14 protein-coding genes are annotated in these 14,318 nt (G+C 64.7%); 2 read left to right on the top strand and 12 right to left on the bottom strand.

Annotated features, from left to right (window positions below):
- Nucleotides 1-32: 32 nt before the first annotated feature.
- On the top strand, nucleotides 33-347 hold the full coding sequence (locus Verru16B_RS12660) for a hypothetical protein (protein ID WP_237023411.1): 315 nt from the start codon (nucleotides 33-35) through the stop codon (nucleotides 345-347).
- A gap of 380 nt (nucleotides 348-727) precedes the next feature.
- Here Verru16B_RS12660 and Verru16B_RS12655 read toward each other — a convergent pair whose 3' ends face one another.
- Nucleotides 728-1,243 (bottom strand): NUDIX hydrolase, encoded by a 516-nt coding sequence (locus Verru16B_RS12655; protein WP_069962619.1) that lies wholly within the window; start codon nucleotides 1,241-1,243, stop codon nucleotides 728-730.
- Between the two features lie 261 nt (nucleotides 1,244-1,504).
- Nucleotides 1,505-1,879, bottom strand: coding sequence for a hypothetical protein (locus tag Verru16B_RS12650; protein WP_069962618.1), 375 nt, complete (start codon nucleotides 1,877-1,879; stop codon nucleotides 1,505-1,507).
- Nucleotides 1,880-2,136: 257 nt separating this feature from the next.
- Here Verru16B_RS12650 and Verru16B_RS12645 point away from each other — a divergent pair, with 257 nt between their 5' ends.
- Nucleotides 2,137-2,502 carry a DUF2934 domain-containing protein gene (locus Verru16B_RS12645; protein ID WP_069962617.1) on the top strand — a complete coding sequence of 122 codons (366 nt, stop codon included), beginning with the start codon at nucleotides 2,137-2,139 and terminating at the stop codon, nucleotides 2,500-2,502.
- Between the two features lie 227 nt (nucleotides 2,503-2,729).
- On the opposite strand, the gene Verru16B_RS12640 is transcribed toward Verru16B_RS12645, so the two are convergent.
- The 10 genes from Verru16B_RS12640 to Verru16B_RS12595 all read right to left on the bottom strand — a co-directional run bounded on the left by Verru16B_RS12640 (nucleotide 2,730) and on the right by Verru16B_RS12595 (nucleotide 14,314).
- Nucleotides 2,730-4,859: a hypothetical protein gene (locus tag Verru16B_RS12640; RefSeq protein ID WP_069962616.1), complete on the bottom strand. Its 2,130-nt coding sequence runs from the start codon at nucleotides 4,857-4,859 to the stop codon at nucleotides 2,730-2,732.
- Between the two features lie 363 nt (nucleotides 4,860-5,222).
- Nucleotides 5,223-7,385, bottom strand: coding sequence for a xanthine dehydrogenase family protein molybdopterin-binding subunit (locus Verru16B_RS12635; RefSeq protein ID WP_069962615.1), 2,163 nt, complete (start codon nucleotides 7,383-7,385; stop codon nucleotides 5,223-5,225).
- On the bottom strand, nucleotides 7,382-7,864 hold the full coding sequence (locus Verru16B_RS12630) for a (2Fe-2S)-binding protein (RefSeq protein WP_083270329.1): 483 nt from the start codon (nucleotides 7,862-7,864) through the stop codon (nucleotides 7,382-7,384). Before Verru16B_RS12630 ends, Verru16B_RS12635 begins: the two co-directional genes overlap by 4 nt.
- A 280-nt stretch (nucleotides 7,865-8,144) precedes the next feature.
- Nucleotides 8,145-8,864, bottom strand: a complete 720-nt coding sequence (locus tag Verru16B_RS12625) for a hypothetical protein (RefSeq protein WP_083270328.1) — start codon at nucleotides 8,862-8,864, stop codon at nucleotides 8,145-8,147.
- A gap of 295 nt (nucleotides 8,865-9,159) precedes the next feature.
- Nucleotides 9,160-10,365, bottom strand: a complete 1,206-nt coding sequence (locus tag Verru16B_RS12620; RefSeq protein ID WP_069962614.1) for a glycoside hydrolase family 5 protein — start codon at nucleotides 10,363-10,365, stop codon at nucleotides 9,160-9,162.
- A 639-nt stretch (nucleotides 10,366-11,004) separates the two neighbouring features.
- Nucleotides 11,005-11,697, bottom strand: a complete 693-nt coding sequence (locus Verru16B_RS12615) for a hypothetical protein (RefSeq protein ID WP_169829293.1) — start codon at nucleotides 11,695-11,697, stop codon at nucleotides 11,005-11,007.
- A gap of 203 nt (nucleotides 11,698-11,900) precedes the next feature.
- Nucleotides 11,901-12,320, bottom strand: coding sequence for a DUF1294 domain-containing protein (locus Verru16B_RS12610; protein ID WP_069962612.1), 420 nt, complete (start codon nucleotides 12,318-12,320; stop codon nucleotides 11,901-11,903).
- Nucleotides 12,321-12,625: 305 nt separating this feature from the next.
- Complete coding sequence (locus Verru16B_RS12605) at nucleotides 12,626-13,108, bottom strand: VOC family protein (RefSeq protein ID WP_069962611.1); 483 nt, start codon at nucleotides 13,106-13,108, stop codon at nucleotides 12,626-12,628.
- Nucleotides 13,109-13,231: 123 nt separating this feature from the next.
- On the bottom strand, nucleotides 13,232-13,891 hold the full coding sequence (locus Verru16B_RS12600) for a PIN domain-containing protein (protein WP_069962610.1): 660 nt from the start codon (nucleotides 13,889-13,891) through the stop codon (nucleotides 13,232-13,234).
- Between the two features lie 138 nt (nucleotides 13,892-14,029).
- On the bottom strand, nucleotides 14,030-14,314 hold the full coding sequence (locus Verru16B_RS12595) for a type II toxin-antitoxin system RelE/ParE family toxin (protein WP_157772404.1): 285 nt from the start codon (nucleotides 14,312-14,314) through the stop codon (nucleotides 14,030-14,032).
- Nucleotides 14,315-14,318: the final 4 nt, after the last annotated feature.

The following is a 14,318-nucleotide window of genomic DNA, read 5'->3' as shown; positions in this document are numbered from 1 at the left end:
CGCCCTCAGCGCTTAGCCCTAAGCTCCCCGCCGTGACTCCTTGCTCCTTGTTCCATGCCACTTGGTACTTGGCAGCGTGGGTGTTCCCCACCCAACCTGCCCGCATGGGCATGGAATTCGGCTGGTGGGACAAAGACGAGGAAGGCAAGAAATGGCACATCAAGGTGCGGTTTCATGGCGGACACGTCGTGTTCAACCGCAAGCATGGCCACCACTCCTCCTGGGAGCTCTTCGAGCCGAAGGACGAGCAATGGGACCGCCTCCTCAGCGAGGCCGAGCGCCGCCTCCCCCGCCGCCTGATGAGCACGAAGGAATTCAACGACCTGAAGGGACAGAGACCGCAGTAGTGGCGGCGGCGCCGCCCGTTATCGGTGGTTCGTTGTTGGTTGTTGGGCCGATCCTGAAGCCGCCGCGACCCCGTTGCGTTACTTCCCGTGGGCCAGCGACCTTGCCCGTTCGACTGGCACAGGGCCTTGAGCTTGCCGAAAGGGTCGCGCTCCGGTGTCTGTCGTAGGCCAGTTACCTAGGTCGCGCTCCGAACCCTGCGCGAGCCAACTCGCCGCCCACCCGACCCGATCTCAGGCCTCAGGTCTCAGGATCCAGCCCCCAAATCCTCACACCCTCATACCCTCGCGCCCTCACACCCTCTGATTTGCCAGCAAATCACCCTGAGCGAAGTCGAAGGGGCCCGGCCCCAACAACCAACAACCCTCAACCAACAACCGCCTCACCCCAGGTGAGGCCTCACCCTCGGCCAGATATAGTGCAGCGCCGGCGCGATCTCCTGCGGCCGCTCCACCAGCCAGCGGTCGATCTCCTCCTTGGTGAACCAGTCCCCGCGCTCGATTTCGTCGGGGTGCAGCACAAACGGCCCCTCCGCCTCCACCAGGTAGGCCCACACAAATTCCTGCCCCGTCTCCGGCCGCGCCTCGATCTTGAACAGCGGCCGCGGCGGCTGGTCCGGCCGGCACCCGAGCTCCTCCTCCAACTCCCGCACGGCCGTGCCGTCGTAGTCCTCGCCCGCACCCACATGCCCCGCCGCGGAGGAATCCCAGTAGCCCGGAAACAGATCCTTCTGCCTCGAGCGCTGGTGCAGAAACACCCGCCCCGCCCGGTTCACCACGAGCAGGTGCACCGCCCGGTGCCGCAGCCCGAGCCGGTGCACCTCACGCCGCCGCTCCTGCCCGATCACGCGGTCCTGCTCATCCACGACATCAAAGAGTTCCTCCAGATTCTGTCCCATCCCTCGACCCTAGCCCTCTCGCCCCCAACACGTCACTTAATAAGTGACATCTTCTGGATCCGTACGAGCCGCCGCACATGTCACGTATTAAGTGACGTGTTCACCTCCTCGGCGCATCCGTATACCTGTCTCATAATAAGTGCCAGCTGCCCCACCGACGGCGCTTCGCAAACATGTCACGCAATAGGTGACACATCATCCGGCCTTGGACGACTGACGATTGTGGCACCGTTTGTGTGACAGGCGACACCCGCCGCATCCTCAACCCGGCGGCTTCCCCCGCTCCACGAGCACCAGCCAGACCAGGAGCTGGAGCGTGCGCTCTGCATCGGGCATTTCCCCACCGCCGGTCACGTAGGCATTGACGCGTTGACGGGGCAGCCCGAGCAATCGCCCGAGATTGGCCTGCTTGCCATATTTTCTGAGGTGGGGTCGCAACCGGCGTTTGAGTTCGTTCCAGAGAGGCGTACCCGCCCCCGGCCGCAGCGTGCCGCCGCCACGTCGGGTGCGACGCTTCGCCTCGATGCGGAAGGCCTTGGGGGCTTCTTGGGCCATGACTAATGCCGCGGTCAGCAAGGCCCCGATGGGGCCGCCACCCGGATCGTCCACCGGGCTCGAGAGAGCATAGCGATACATACCCCCAAGCTAGCCCCAGCGTGGGCGACTATCCGACCCATGAAACGGCCTTAGATCAGGTCGGCCCCCATCCCATGTCACTTAATACGTGACATGTTCCGGAGGGGAGGATCTTCGTGCCTGTGGCGGAGCAACCGGCCCACAGGGCGCGATCGACTCAACCCGACCGGGTCCGCGGGGGTGCGCCTCATGCCCATGGGCATAGCTCCGCCCGGAAATACCCGGAACCACACCTGCACGACGGGGTTGAACATAGCATGAACTCTCTCCCGACCCCTAGCCCGGACGCCCATCCCCACGCCGACATTGCCCAATACGCCCACCAGCTCTGGCAATCCCGGGGCTGCCCCACCGGCTGCGACGACGAGATCTGGCTCGAAGCCGAGCGCAAGCTGGGCCGCAAGCCCAAGGGGGACCCTTTCGGTGCAGCCACCCACGCTTCGACCGTCGCCGACAACCTCGCCTCCTACCAGGTCTCGCCCGCCCAGGCCGAGAAGGAGGCCATCACCCTCGCGCTCCAAAAACACGAGGCCCGCGCCCCCCAGACCGCGCACCACTCCGCCCCCCACAGCAAGCCCGCCGTCACCGGCAAGCCCGTCTGGCCCAAACCCCACTCGAACTGACCCGGCCGAGTGGGCCCCGGCCGACCATTTGAAATTTGAAATCACAGATCCCTGTCGTCGTCCAATTTCAGGTCTCAGGTCTCAGGTTTCAGGTCTCAGGTCTCGCCCGCCCCCCCTTGCCGCGCCGTAGCCCACCGGGCGAAAGCGGGTCACTCTGATTTGCCCCGGCAAATCACCCTGAGCGAAGTCGAAGGGCGTCGAGCCAAAGACCCCCGGGCGCGGGCGGGTCACTCCCGCGCCACCGCCACATCCTGCGCGACCTCGTCCCGGATCCGCGCCCAGTGAAACAGGTTGTCCGGGTTCGTATGGAAAAAGTTATGGTTGTAGTGCGTGAGCGGCATGTCGCGGTACAGCGGCCGCGTGATCTTGACGACCTCGTCCCAGTGCCCGACCGCCTGCTCCAGTTGCGCGATCGCCACCTCTTTGTCCGCCGCCGCGCCACCCGTACGGAAACGCTGAAGCGCCACCGCGCCCCGCAGCTTCGCCGCCAAGTGCAAGCCGAGCTGCGCCCAGGTTTGCACGTCCGCCACCTCGTAACGCAGCGTGGCGTTGCCGGTCGTATCGATCCCCGCCACCAGCCCCAGTGCCTCGCGGCAATCCCGCTCGAGCAAATCCGCCAGCACCGGGGGCGTGATCCGCTCCGGGCCGTAGCTCCCGCCCTTGGCCAGCGTCGCGACGTAATCCTTCACCGACACATACGCCGGGTCCATCACCGCGTGGCCGATCAGCTCATCCACGCCGATGTACTTCGTGTACTCCCCTTGCAGCGCCAGGAACCCCTCTCCGTAGAGCGTGAAATCCCAGCGTGAATCATACAGCGAGCCCAGCCGCATCTGGGTGTTCGAGGCCAGCGCGTAGGCCCGCAGCAGGTTGTCCCCCTTCGCGCCATAGCGCCGGTTGAACTCCCCTTGAAAGACCGCGTCGGGCGTGTCCGGGTTGTAGAGCAGCCGGCCCCACAGCTGATAAAACAGCCACTGCCGCTCGAAGGCCCACTTCCAGTCCACGGGATCCTTCACCGCCGTGAAATAGTCCAGCGCCGGGATGTAGCACTCCGAACCCACAAAATACCCGCCGACATAGTCCTCCACCGCATTGAGGCGGATATGCTGGCGGATGAAATCCGGCACGCCCCAGCGCAGGGCGAAGAAGTCCTCGTTCCGGGCCATCCACGTGACCTTGTAGTTCTTCGGCGCCGGCTTGAAATACGTGTCCCCCAGCTTGCCGCCGTGCACCTTCACGAACTTTGGCGTCGTGTGGGCATGCGACCAGTTGAACTTCATCTCCACCCAGATCGGCCCGTCAAACCGGTCGCCCAGCTGCTCCATCGCCGCTCGCGTCACCTGCTCGACCTCGTTGCTCGTGCCGCCGGCCGAGGACAGCCCCGACGAGAATGGCACGCGGTGAATCAGCTTCACCTTGCGGTTCGCATCGAGCATGCCCGCCACGATCACGTCATCCATCCACTTCTGCCGCTCGAGCGGCGTCATCCCCGCCATGCCCTCGCCGTGCGAGAGGCCGATGCCGTCGAGGTCCGGGTATTCGTTGAGAACCTGCGTCACGCTCTCCCGGATATACCGGCGCACGATCTCCGAGGTGTCGCCGTCCACATAGTAGTGCGGGTAGAAATTCTTCTTCGCCACGCCGTGCGCCGCCGCCAGCTCCTTGCTCACGAAGATGCTCCAGTGGACGATGTACGTGTCGAGCCCGCGCTCCTTCGCCAGCCGGAAGATACCGCGGTAGAGCTGCCGCCACTCCTCCTGCTCCACCTCCGACCACGGGCTGGCCTCCGGGAAGTTCGCCGGCCGCACCATGAAGGTGAACGGGTGCAGGTTCCACAGGCTCACCACGTTGAAACGGTTGGCGACCATCATGTCCAAAAACGCCTCCCAGTATTTCAAATCCTTCGCCACCGGGATGTGCTGGCTGAGCGCCGAGCTCTCGCGGTAGGTCTCCCACGGCAGGTTGTATTTGATGCCGCGGAACTCCAACCGCGGCTGGTCCGCCGCGGCCTTCACCTCACCCAGCGGCGTGCCCTGGCGCAACGAGTCCGCGAGCGCGAGGGTGCCATAGATCAGGCCGCGGGCATCACCGCCGTACACCGTGATCACCTTCCCCTCCGGGATGATCAGAAACGCCTCCGGCCCGAGCCGCTCGCGGTGGATCGCCAGGCTGACCAACCGGTCATACCCCGCCCTCTCCGCCAGCACCTCATGGCCCTGCCCCCGCAACGCCTCCCCCAGTTTCCGCGCCGCATACGCCGCCTGCGGGCTGCCGGCCTCATGCAACACGTACACGCGCTCCGCGCGGACCGTAACCGTGAAGACACAAGCCAGCAGAACCAGGATGCGGGGTATCATCGTGCGACCACTGAATCACCCCGCGCCCGATTCACAAGCGGGAGATTGGCCGGCGTCGCGGCGGCGCGGGGCAATTTGTAGGGCGGGGTCGCCGACGGAGGCTCGGCGGAGATGGCGAAGCAACCCCGCCGTGAACGTGATATGGTCATCGCAGAAAGGCGGGGTTCGGCGACCCCGCCCTACATCACCGCCTGATTCGTCGTGGGCCGCGCCCTTGCCCGTTCGGCTGACTCAGGGCCGTGAGCTTGCCGAAAGGGTCGCGCGCCGCTACCCGCCCGAGCCAGCTCGCCTTAAGCCTGCCGTTCTACTGTATGGTCGTCGCTTGCGACGTCCTCGCGCGCTAAGTCGGCGGAAGCCCCGACCTTATGCTACTCCCCCCATCGCCGCCTTCACCCGCGCCGGCGTCATCGGGAGTTCGAGCAGGCGGGCGCCGGTCACGTCATGGATCGCGTTCGCCAGGACCGCGCCCATCACGATGACGGCCGGCTCGCCGCCGCCCTGGGCCGGCTCATCCATCAGGTCGAGGATGACGGTCTCGATTTTCGGCAGCCAGGAGAAGCGCGGCAATTCGTAGGTGTCGAAATTCGTGTCGAGCACCACTCCCGCCTTGAAGCGGATTTCCTCCGTCAACGCATAGCCCAAGCCCATCATGATGCAGCCTTCCATCTGCTCCTTCGCGCCGGCGGGATTGATCACGCGGCCCATGTCCTGCGCGCAGAGCACGCGCTTCACCCGCACCGCGCCCGTCACGGGATCGACCGCCACCTCGGCGATCGTGGCCACATAGGTACCGGCATCCAGGCCGAGCGCCACCCCGAGGCCGCGCCCGGTCACGCCCTGCCCCGGTTGCCAGCCCCAGCCGGCCGCCGCCGCCTCAAGCACCCGGCGGGCGCGGGGGTTGGTGAGATGACGCAGCCGGAACTCGATGGGATCGACCCCGGCCAGTTCCGCCAGGCGGTCGATATGGGACTCACGGGCAAACGCGTTGGTGCTGCACCCGGGGGCACGCCACGCGCCGATCGGCATCGGATGTACCTCCGGCGGTCCGTTGAAGTTGCCCACGGCGCTGATCCGGTGGTCGGGCACATCGTAGAGCAGGTCCGACCCCCGGTCGCCGGCAAACCGCACGGCGTAGTCCCAGAAAGCGATCCGCCCCGCGTCATCGAGGCCAGCCGCCACCCGCACCACGGCCGCCGGACGGCTGTTGCTGAGGGAAAACTCCTCCTCGCGCGACCAGGCGACCTGCACCGGCCGCCCCGTGGCCCGGGCCAGCCGCGCGGCCTCCACGGCCTGGCGGTTCATCGCCTTGCCGCCAAAACCGCCGCCCACAAACGGGGTGATCACCCGCACCTGCTCCTCGGGCACCCCGAGGACCTGCGCAATCTCCGCCCGCACGCCAAAGGGATTCTGCGTGGAGGCCCAGACCGTGACCTTTCCGTCCACCACCTGCGCCAGCGCCGTGTGCGGCTCCATGGCGGCATGGGCCACATAGGCATTGAAATAGGTCGCCTCCAGCGGCCGCACCGCCCGGGCCCGGCCGCGTTCCAGCTCGCCGGCCTGCTTCACCACCCGCGACGGGACCTCAGCTTGCGCCAGATGCGTGTAGAGGTTGCCGTTGTCGAGGGTCGAGGGCGAGGGGTCGAACTCCGCCTGCAGGTCCGGCAAGGCCTCCTCCGCGCGCTCCGGCAACTCATGCAACACGGCCACGAGATCCGGTTCCTGCACCACGAGGCAGCCGTCGCGCCCGTGCACGGCCGAGGCATCGATCCGCCGCAAGGTCGCGCCGTGGGCCGGCGGCCGCAGGATGCTGGCATAGAGCATGCCCGGGAGGCGGAGGTCGCCGGTGTATTTCGCCTTGCCGGTCACCTTGTCGCGGGCATCGCGCCGGCGCAGCGGTTGGCCGACCACCTTGAATTCGGACGGTTGCTTGAGCACCGGGGGCACCACCAGCTCGCGTTCGATCCGCCGCCCCTGGGTGAGCTGTCCATAACTGATCCGGCGCGAGGGATCGCTCGTCACGCTCACCACGCCCTGCCGGACGGTCAGCCCGGTCACGGGAACGCGCAGGGCTTCCGCCGCCAGCTCGAGCAACACCGTGCGCGCCGCCGCCCCGGCCTGACTCCATTGGAGGCCAAAGACCCGCGTGGTCAGCGAGCCCCAGGTGCCTTGGTCATAGGGACAGAGATCGGTGTCGCCCATCACGATGTCGATGTCATCCACCGCCACATCGAGTTCCTCAGCCAGCATCTGGGGCAGCGAGGTGACGGGCCCCTGCCCCATCTCGATCTTGCCCGTGAAGCAGGTCACGCGTCCGTCCTCCCCGATGCGCAGCAGGGCGTTAAAATCGATCGTCCCCTTCGGGACCACGCGGGGCTTGGTCTGGAATGACGCTTCCGACTCCTCCTCCCCCAGCGCGTGGCCCACCACGATGCAAATGAAGAGGCCGGAGCCAAAGCGCTTCAGGAAGTTGCGACGGCTGGCGGAGGCCGCCACCAGACCGACCGGAGAAGGGGTGACCGGGTTCATGGGACGGTTGCCTCCCGCATGGCCGCCGCGGCCGCCAGGATGGCCTCGACGATGCGCTTGTGGGCGCCGCACCGGCAGAGGTTGCGATCCATGCCCTTGAGGACGTCCTCGTAAGTCGGATTGGGATGCGTGCGTAGGAATCCGTAGGCCGAAAGAATCATGCCGGGGGTACAAAAACCACATTGCAGGGCGTCGTGCTCGACGAAGGCCTGCTGCAACGGATGCAGGGCCGTTCCCTTGGCCAGGCCCTCGATCGTCACGACCTCCTTGCCCGCCACGGACTTGATCTTCGCGCCGCAGGCGCGGACGGGCCGGTCGTTGACCAGGACGGTGCAGGCCCCGCACTCGCTGACGCCGCAGCCATGTTTGGCGCCCGTCAACTCGAGTTCCGTGCGCAAGACCCACAGGAGGGTCCGCTTGGGATCCACGCGCAGCCGCACCGGGCGGTCATTGAGCCGGAAGGAGACGGTTTCGATCATGGGAGGGGGAGCGACCGTGAATTGCCGCGACGGGGATCATCGCCGGCCGGTGAATATAGTCCCGGCCCCCCCCGTGATCGCTGCACCCCTTGCCCAAAGTCATGCAGAATTTGCGAGCAAGCGGTGCGCGGTTGCTCGACGACCCTGAAGCCGCGAGCCCCCCGGCCCAAATCTCAAATCTGAAATCTTGCCCCCCTTGCCGCGCCGTAGCCCCCCGGGCGAAGGCGGGTCAACTAACAACCAACAACCGCTAGGCGCGCCTCGCGCCTAGCTCCCGCCCCTAGCAAATCACCATCAACCGCGGCTCCCCCGCGATCGTCGCCGGGGCGCGGTGCACGCAGGGCGGCACCGGGCTGCCCGGCCAGTCGACGGCGATGCGCCAGAGATTCCTGATCCCGAAGGAATACGGCTGCGCCCCCGGCTTCGGCGCATAATGCAGATCGTAGCAGTGCTCGTGCAGAAATTCCTGGAACCCCTCGTCATCCGCCCCACCGTAGGTCCGGAGCAGCTCGGCCCGGATCACCGCGTCGTCCACCTTCCGCCGCGTCTCCTCGTTACGCAGACCCTCGCTCGGCGAGCCGTGATAGGTGCACAGCCAAGTATCGGCCTCGACCGGCGCGCTGTCCGCGTGCCAGGAAAACACATCTGTTACTACCGGCCCCGCCTCCTCATCCCGCGGGTAGCCGTAAATGCAATTCAACACCGGATCGCGCTCCTGCTCCCGCAGCCAACGCAGGTCCTGGAGGATGACCGCGACCGCCTCTTTTCCCCGGGCGCTCAGTGCCAGTGCTTTCAGCCGGTCTTCGTCGACCACGTCGATGGCTTCTTCATCGTGACGCGCCGCCGCCAGCGCCCGCACGACCTCCGCGAAATCCCCCGCCAGTGTCCGCTCCCAGCACAACGCATTCACGCCGTCCGCCAGGCGTGCCGCCGCCAGTTCCGCAAACGATCCCACCGCCCGGATGCGGTGGTAGGGAGGAAGGGGCTGCAGGGAATTCACGCAGGAATAGACCTATCGGAACCCCCAGCCCACAAAAAGCACATAATCCATAGAAGCCGAGGTTCACCACGAAGACACAAAGGTTCGAACCCAGGAAAGTCTCTCTGTGTCTCCGTGCCTCTGTGGGTCAATTATCCATGGGCCAGCGACCTCGGACGCGCTCCGAATCCTGCGCGAGCTAGCTCGCCGCCCACCTCCCCGTCCTCGGTCTTCCGCTTCTCCTGCCTCGACCCAACAACCAGCAACCAACATCCGACAACTGATTCCCTTCAGGTCTCAGGTTTCTCCCCCATCCTCAGTACTTCTGCAGCAACGCCAGCAGCTTCCGATCCAGCTTCTGCCCGTGCCAGTCTTCGTAGACCACGTCGGCCCGCCCGGAGTTCAGGACGCCGAAATCCCCGTCGAACTGCCACAAGGCGTAGCCGATGCCGTTTGTCGTGAGGATGTCCAGCACGTCGCCGAACCACGCCAGGAAGACCTCATGTGGCGTCTTATTCCAGCACCCGCACTCGCCGCAATGCACCCCCACCCCCTGCTCCTTGAGCGCGATCCAGGGCTGGTAGAATTCCTCCAGCATCGCGCGGCTGAGCGTCTCCGTCCGCACCGACGTCTGGCCCGTGGCGGCGTCGACGTTGCGCCACTCGATCTGACCCGGCCAGCGAGGTTCGGGCAGATTGGACACATCCTTGAAAGCCCAGGGTGCCCGGTAATGCGAGATGATGCCCGGGTGATAGCCGCGGCAGCTCTGGCCGATGTCCAGATCGGTGATCTCGGGGATGACGCGCGTGCCCACGTCGTTGCCGTCGGCGATGACCAGATGCGCCGGATTCGCCGCCCGGATGGCGCCGGCGGCCGCCAGGGCCACGCGACGGTAGACATCACCCGGCACGGAGCTGCGGGCCGAATGCTGGTCGTTCATGTCCTCCCGCATGCTCGGTTCGTTGACGAGGTCGAAGCTGATGCGCTCGCGGGACACCCCCGCATAGCGTTTCGCCCACAGGGACCAATGGGCGCAGAACGCGTCCAGCGCCTCCTGGTCGCGCCAGAGGTTGTAGGGCTCGTGGAACCCGGCGTTCACACAGTACCCCGGCGCCCGGTGCAAGTTGAGGCTCACGTGGAGGCCGTGCTTGTGCGCGAGGGACACCAAGCCATCGATCTCGTCCACCCGCCGCGGGTCGAAGCGCAGCACATCCTCGGGCGTGACATTCCGCGTGCGGTCGATGTCCAGGTAGTATGGGTAAGCCATGGGCAGCCGCACAAAGTCGAACCCCCAGTCCGCGATCCAGCGGAGGTGGTCCTCCGTCGTCCCCCCGCGCCGGTGCGTCGGGTCGGGCGAAAAGAAATCGAGCAGGTTAAATCCCCGCCAGCGGGGTAGCCGGTTCGGCTGCCGGTTTGGGGCAGGAGTTGAAGTCGAAGCCGTGGTCGCGCCGAAGGCCGCTAGGCCCAGTCCGGCGAGAGCAGTGGAAGCAATAAACGCCCGACGATTGAAGGGGGTAGTCATAGGCAACGGGGTAGACTCCCACGCTATCGCCCCCGCCCGCCGTCACAAATCGCAAATGCCAGATCTCAAATCTGAAAACGCGGATCTCAATGCAGGAGGAAACAAGTAACAAGTATCAGGTATCAAGTGACAGGATTACGGATGGGAAGTCGTTGTTGGTTGTTGCCCGATTCTGGAGCCGCAGCGACCTCGCTGCGGTACTAACCGTGGGCCAGCGACCTAGGTCGCGCTCCGAATGCCCCCTCCAATCCTCGCACCCTCACACCCTCATACCCTCTCGATCCCGCCCTCTGATTTGCCCGGCAAATCACCCTGAGCCATGTCGAAGGGCGCCGCTCAGGCATAAAAATATCACAAGCGGGGCAGGACCCGGTTAAATGGTTCGGAGGGCTTATTCGGCCTCGTTCCACCCCGGCACTGTCTCGCTTGTGATGGGAAGACTATACTCCCTCTCGTGGCCGGCCACCATCAGGGCAACGCTGGGCGACCGGTCCGGCCATCCCCCGAGGTCCGCGCCCCGCAGACCTCATTTCAAATTTGAAATCTGAGATTTGAGATCCCCAATCCTCACACCCTCATACCCTCGCACCCTCAACTCCTCTGCTTCGCCGCGCCGTAGCCCGCAGGGCGAAGGCCGGCTCACCTCACGCCCCACACCCGCTCGATCATCGCATACCCTGCCGGATCGTAGGCCTGCAGTTCCCCCCGGACGAAGGGGAAGAAATCGTTCCGGCCGAAATAAGCTTCGGACAACTCCGCGAAATACTCGCGGTCATTCTCGAGGGCGTAGGCCTTCCGCGGCGAGGGTTCTCCCACGTAGTCGACCGACTGGTAAAGCCCCGCCCTCAGCGCCTGCTGGTAGGCCGGCTTGATGAGCTGGGTCATCCCCGGCGCCAGGTGCTGCCAGCCGTGGGCGTATTCGTGGAGCAGACAGGCCGGCTGGGTCTCGACGAGCGTGCGGAATTCACTCCAGTTGAAGATCTCGATGCTGTTGGCCATCTCCGCCGGGTAGCCGTTCTTCACCAGCCACTCGCGCGACGGGTGGTGCGCGGCGCCCCAAGCCCGGTGCTCGCCCTTATGGACATAGAGCGGGATCTGCCGCAGCCGTTGCAGCTTGTCGGCCGGCAGCACGCGGTTGAGCTGATCGATCTGCGCGCGAAGCTTCGCCTGGAAATCCCGCACCTCCGCCGGCACAGCCCCCGCAAAACAGTCCGCCTTGGACCGAACCTTAAAGCCCGCGACCTCCGTCTCCGTGTAAGGCGACTGTCCGCGGACGACCCCGAAAAAGCCCACCATCAAGCCAAGCAGGAGCTGCAAGCGCATCGCTCTCATTCAATGCCGCGACTCCGCCCGGCGCCAAGCGAAGAATCCGGGATCGCGGAAACGCGGAGGAGCGGAAATACGAAAAAGTCCATCGTCCGCCACGACCAATCCTGCTGCCGTGTTCCAGCCCTTCGGGCGACGGCGGTTGCTCCGCGCTTCCGCTCTTTCGTGCCTCCGCGATCTTCTCCCGCTCCGGATTCAGCTCCACTGCTCTATGCCCCGATCAACCGCCACCCCGTCCGGACGGCCCACCACCCCATCAGATAATCCGCGGCCAGGGCCTGGTGGATGAGCACGATGAGCCAGAACATGAACTGGTAGGACCCCTTGGCCGTCTTGTGGCGAAAGAAGCGCTGGGCCAGAAACGCCCCCGGCCAGCCGCCGATCAATTCCAACAGGTGGAGCATACTCTCCGGTTCGCGCGAGCCTTGGCTCTGAGCGCGCCGCTTATCGAGCCAGGTGATGAACACCGCCAGTAGGGAGATGGCTGAGACCCACCCGGCCGCGTAGGCCGCGAACGTCGGCCCCAGCCCCCGATAAATCGCCCACCCCGGCAGCACGAGCAACCCCGCCAGCAAGAGTAAGTGCAAAGGCGAGAGCAGGCTCCGGTCATTACCGCGTTCGGGCTTCATTTGAAGATCCTGTCCTTAAAAACAGCCAGGACACTGAAGACCAGGAGCAGGACGGCCATGATGAGAACGAGCTTGGGCATGCGAAAAGAAGCAGGGAGCGACTTATCCACTAATCCACACTAAATCGGCTCCAATCCCGGATTTTTCACGCAAAGTCGCAGAGCCGCTAAGTAGGGACCAGGGACACTCTCCCTCTTCTCTGTGACCAAAATCGACCAACCCACTCGTACCCGGCCCTTGCCGCGCCGAAGCTCGCACAGCGAAGGCGGGTCCGACCTCTGCCCTCTGTCCTCTGACTTCTACCCCTACCCGCGGCGCGCCGCCTCGATCTTCGCCACGTCGATCTTGCCCATGTCCATCATGGCCGCGAAGACGCGCTTCGCTTCGTCCCCGCCGGCGATCATGGCTTCGGTGAGCACTCGCGGGGTGATCTGCCAGTTCAGACCCCACTTGTCCTTGCACCAGCCGCAGTAGCTTGCCTGGCCGCCGTTCCCCACGATTGCGTTCCAATACTTGTCGGTCTCCTTCTGCGAGTCGGTGGCGACCTGGAACGAAAACGCCTCAGTTTGCTTAAAGGCGTCGCCGCCGTTGAGGCCGAGACAGGGGATGCCCATCACGGTGAATTCCACCGTCAGGACCTGCCCCTTCTTGCCCCCGGGAAAATCACCCGGTGCCTTGTGCACGCCCGTCACCTTGCTCTTCGGGAACGTCTTGGCGTAGAACCTCGCCGCCGCGAGAGCGTCCTTGGTGTACCACAGGCAGATGATGTTCTTGGGCTTGGATTTCATGATTATGTTGGGGTGTGGTTATGGCCTCAGCTTTCAGGTCGGGTTTCCCGACCTTCACAATCTTAACGAACGAAAGACCCGAAAAAGGACACGATCGGCGAATCACGCAAAGCCGCTAAGTCGCTAAGTGGGGGCCGGGTAGGTGACGTGATCTTTGTCATCGATAGCTACCACGCCGCGTTTCTTCAGCTCGGCGATCACACCTTTCATCCCGCCGGCCGGTAGCGAGGGCTTGAAATAGGCCGCGATGGAATGCTCCAGTTTAGTGCGGTTGGAAGCCTGGCTTCTGCGTAGATGCAGGATGAATTTGGCCATTTTATCCGCCGCCCCTTTGGGCGTGGGTGTCACGGGCAGCTGAACAGGAGCCTCGACCGGCATCACCATGGGGAACGGCGGCCTCGATGATCCCCCTTTCTTGGGCGCGACAATGGGCATCTCTTCGAAGGCATCATATCGGTCCACGCGTAGGCCGGTTCCACGCAAGCACGACACCACCAGGTCGAAATCCTTGTCTTTTGACACAATGTAGAAATCGGCCTCCCGATGACGGGAACACAAACCTCCCAGATAGCCCGATAGTTTCTTATCCAAGGCGTTCGGTGTGGATTCGCCCACTTTGATCAAACGCACTTCCGCCGGGTGATGGATGACCTGCCTTTCGAGGCTGGCGGACAGCTTCTTCTGGTTCTCGCCCAGAAAAAGCAGCAACACCACGTTATCGACCGAGAGGCGATCGAGATCGACTTTCGTGACGTTCTGAAAATCGACTAAGACGAAGTGCATGGGATGGGACATAAGGTTGAAGCCGTGTTCATAGAACAAGCGGGCTCGTTACTCTGTAAACATACTCGAATACCACCCGTGGCCCCGGACAGTGACGAAAAGCTAGAAGGCCCACGCGGCGAGCCAAGGACGAATTCCTCAGGCCCCCGTCGCCGGATGCCGGGCTGCGTGGAGCACAGCCAGCACCACGACGGTGCGAGAAACCTCGTCCACCTCGTAGAGCACCCGGTACGGGAATCGCTCCGGAAAGCGCCAGCGAAGATTCCGGGACGGATGTTTACGGGCGCCCAGGAGCGGATTCTCGCCCAGACTGCGCCACACCGCGATCAATTCATCGATAAGCGCATCACCTAGGCCAGGCCGCTTGCTCTCATACCATGCCGCGGCCTGGAGCACATCATCCTCGACGCGTGGATTAAACACCACC

Source organism: Lacunisphaera limnophila (assembly GCF_001746835.1).
GTDB lineage: Bacteria > Verrucomicrobiota > Verrucomicrobiia > Opitutales > Opitutaceae > Lacunisphaera > Lacunisphaera limnophila.
Note: the sequence above shows the minus strand (reverse complement) of the source record. Positions and strands in the feature narration are given on the sequence as shown.

What these genes read in the sequence shown, in the direction of transcription:
- Verru16B_RS12610 (WP_069962612.1), bottom strand. Translation starts at nt 12,320, where the DNA reads ATGAAGCCCGAACGCGGTAATGACCGGAGCCTGCTCTCGCCTTTGCAC.
- Verru16B_RS12655 (WP_069962619.1), bottom strand. Translation starts at nt 1,243, where the DNA reads ATGGGACAGAATCTGGAGGAACTCTTTGATGTCGTGGATGAGCAGGAC.
- Verru16B_RS12605 (WP_069962611.1), bottom strand. Translation starts at nt 13,108, where the DNA reads ATGAAATCCAAGCCCAAGAACATCATCTGCCTGTGGTACACCAAGGAC.
- Verru16B_RS12645 (WP_069962617.1), top strand. Translation starts at nt 2,137, where the DNA reads ATGAACTCTCTCCCGACCCCTAGCCCGGACGCCCATCCCCACGCCGAC.
- Verru16B_RS12620 (WP_069962614.1), bottom strand. Translation starts at nt 10,365, where the DNA reads ATGACTACCCCCTTCAATCGTCGGGCGTTTATTGCTTCCACTGCTCTC.
- Verru16B_RS12630 (WP_083270329.1), bottom strand. Translation starts at nt 7,864, where the DNA reads ATGATCGAAACCGTCTCCTTCCGGCTCAATGACCGCCCGGTGCGGCTG.
- Verru16B_RS12640 (WP_069962616.1), bottom strand. Translation starts at nt 4,859, where the DNA reads ATGATACCCCGCATCCTGGTTCTGCTGGCTTGTGTCTTCACGGTTACG.
- Verru16B_RS12635 (WP_069962615.1), bottom strand. Translation starts at nt 7,385, where the DNA reads ATGAACCCGGTCACCCCTTCTCCGGTCGGTCTGGTGGCGGCCTCCGCC.
- Verru16B_RS12650 (WP_069962618.1), bottom strand. Translation starts at nt 1,879, where the DNA reads ATGTATCGCTATGCTCTCTCGAGCCCGGTGGACGATCCGGGTGGCGGC.
- Verru16B_RS12600 (WP_069962610.1), bottom strand. Translation starts at nt 13,891, where the DNA reads ATGCACTTCGTCTTAGTCGATTTTCAGAACGTCACGAAAGTCGATCTC.
- Verru16B_RS12615 (WP_169829293.1), bottom strand. Translation starts at nt 11,697, where the DNA reads ATGAGAGCGATGCGCTTGCAGCTCCTGCTTGGCTTGATGGTGGGCTTT.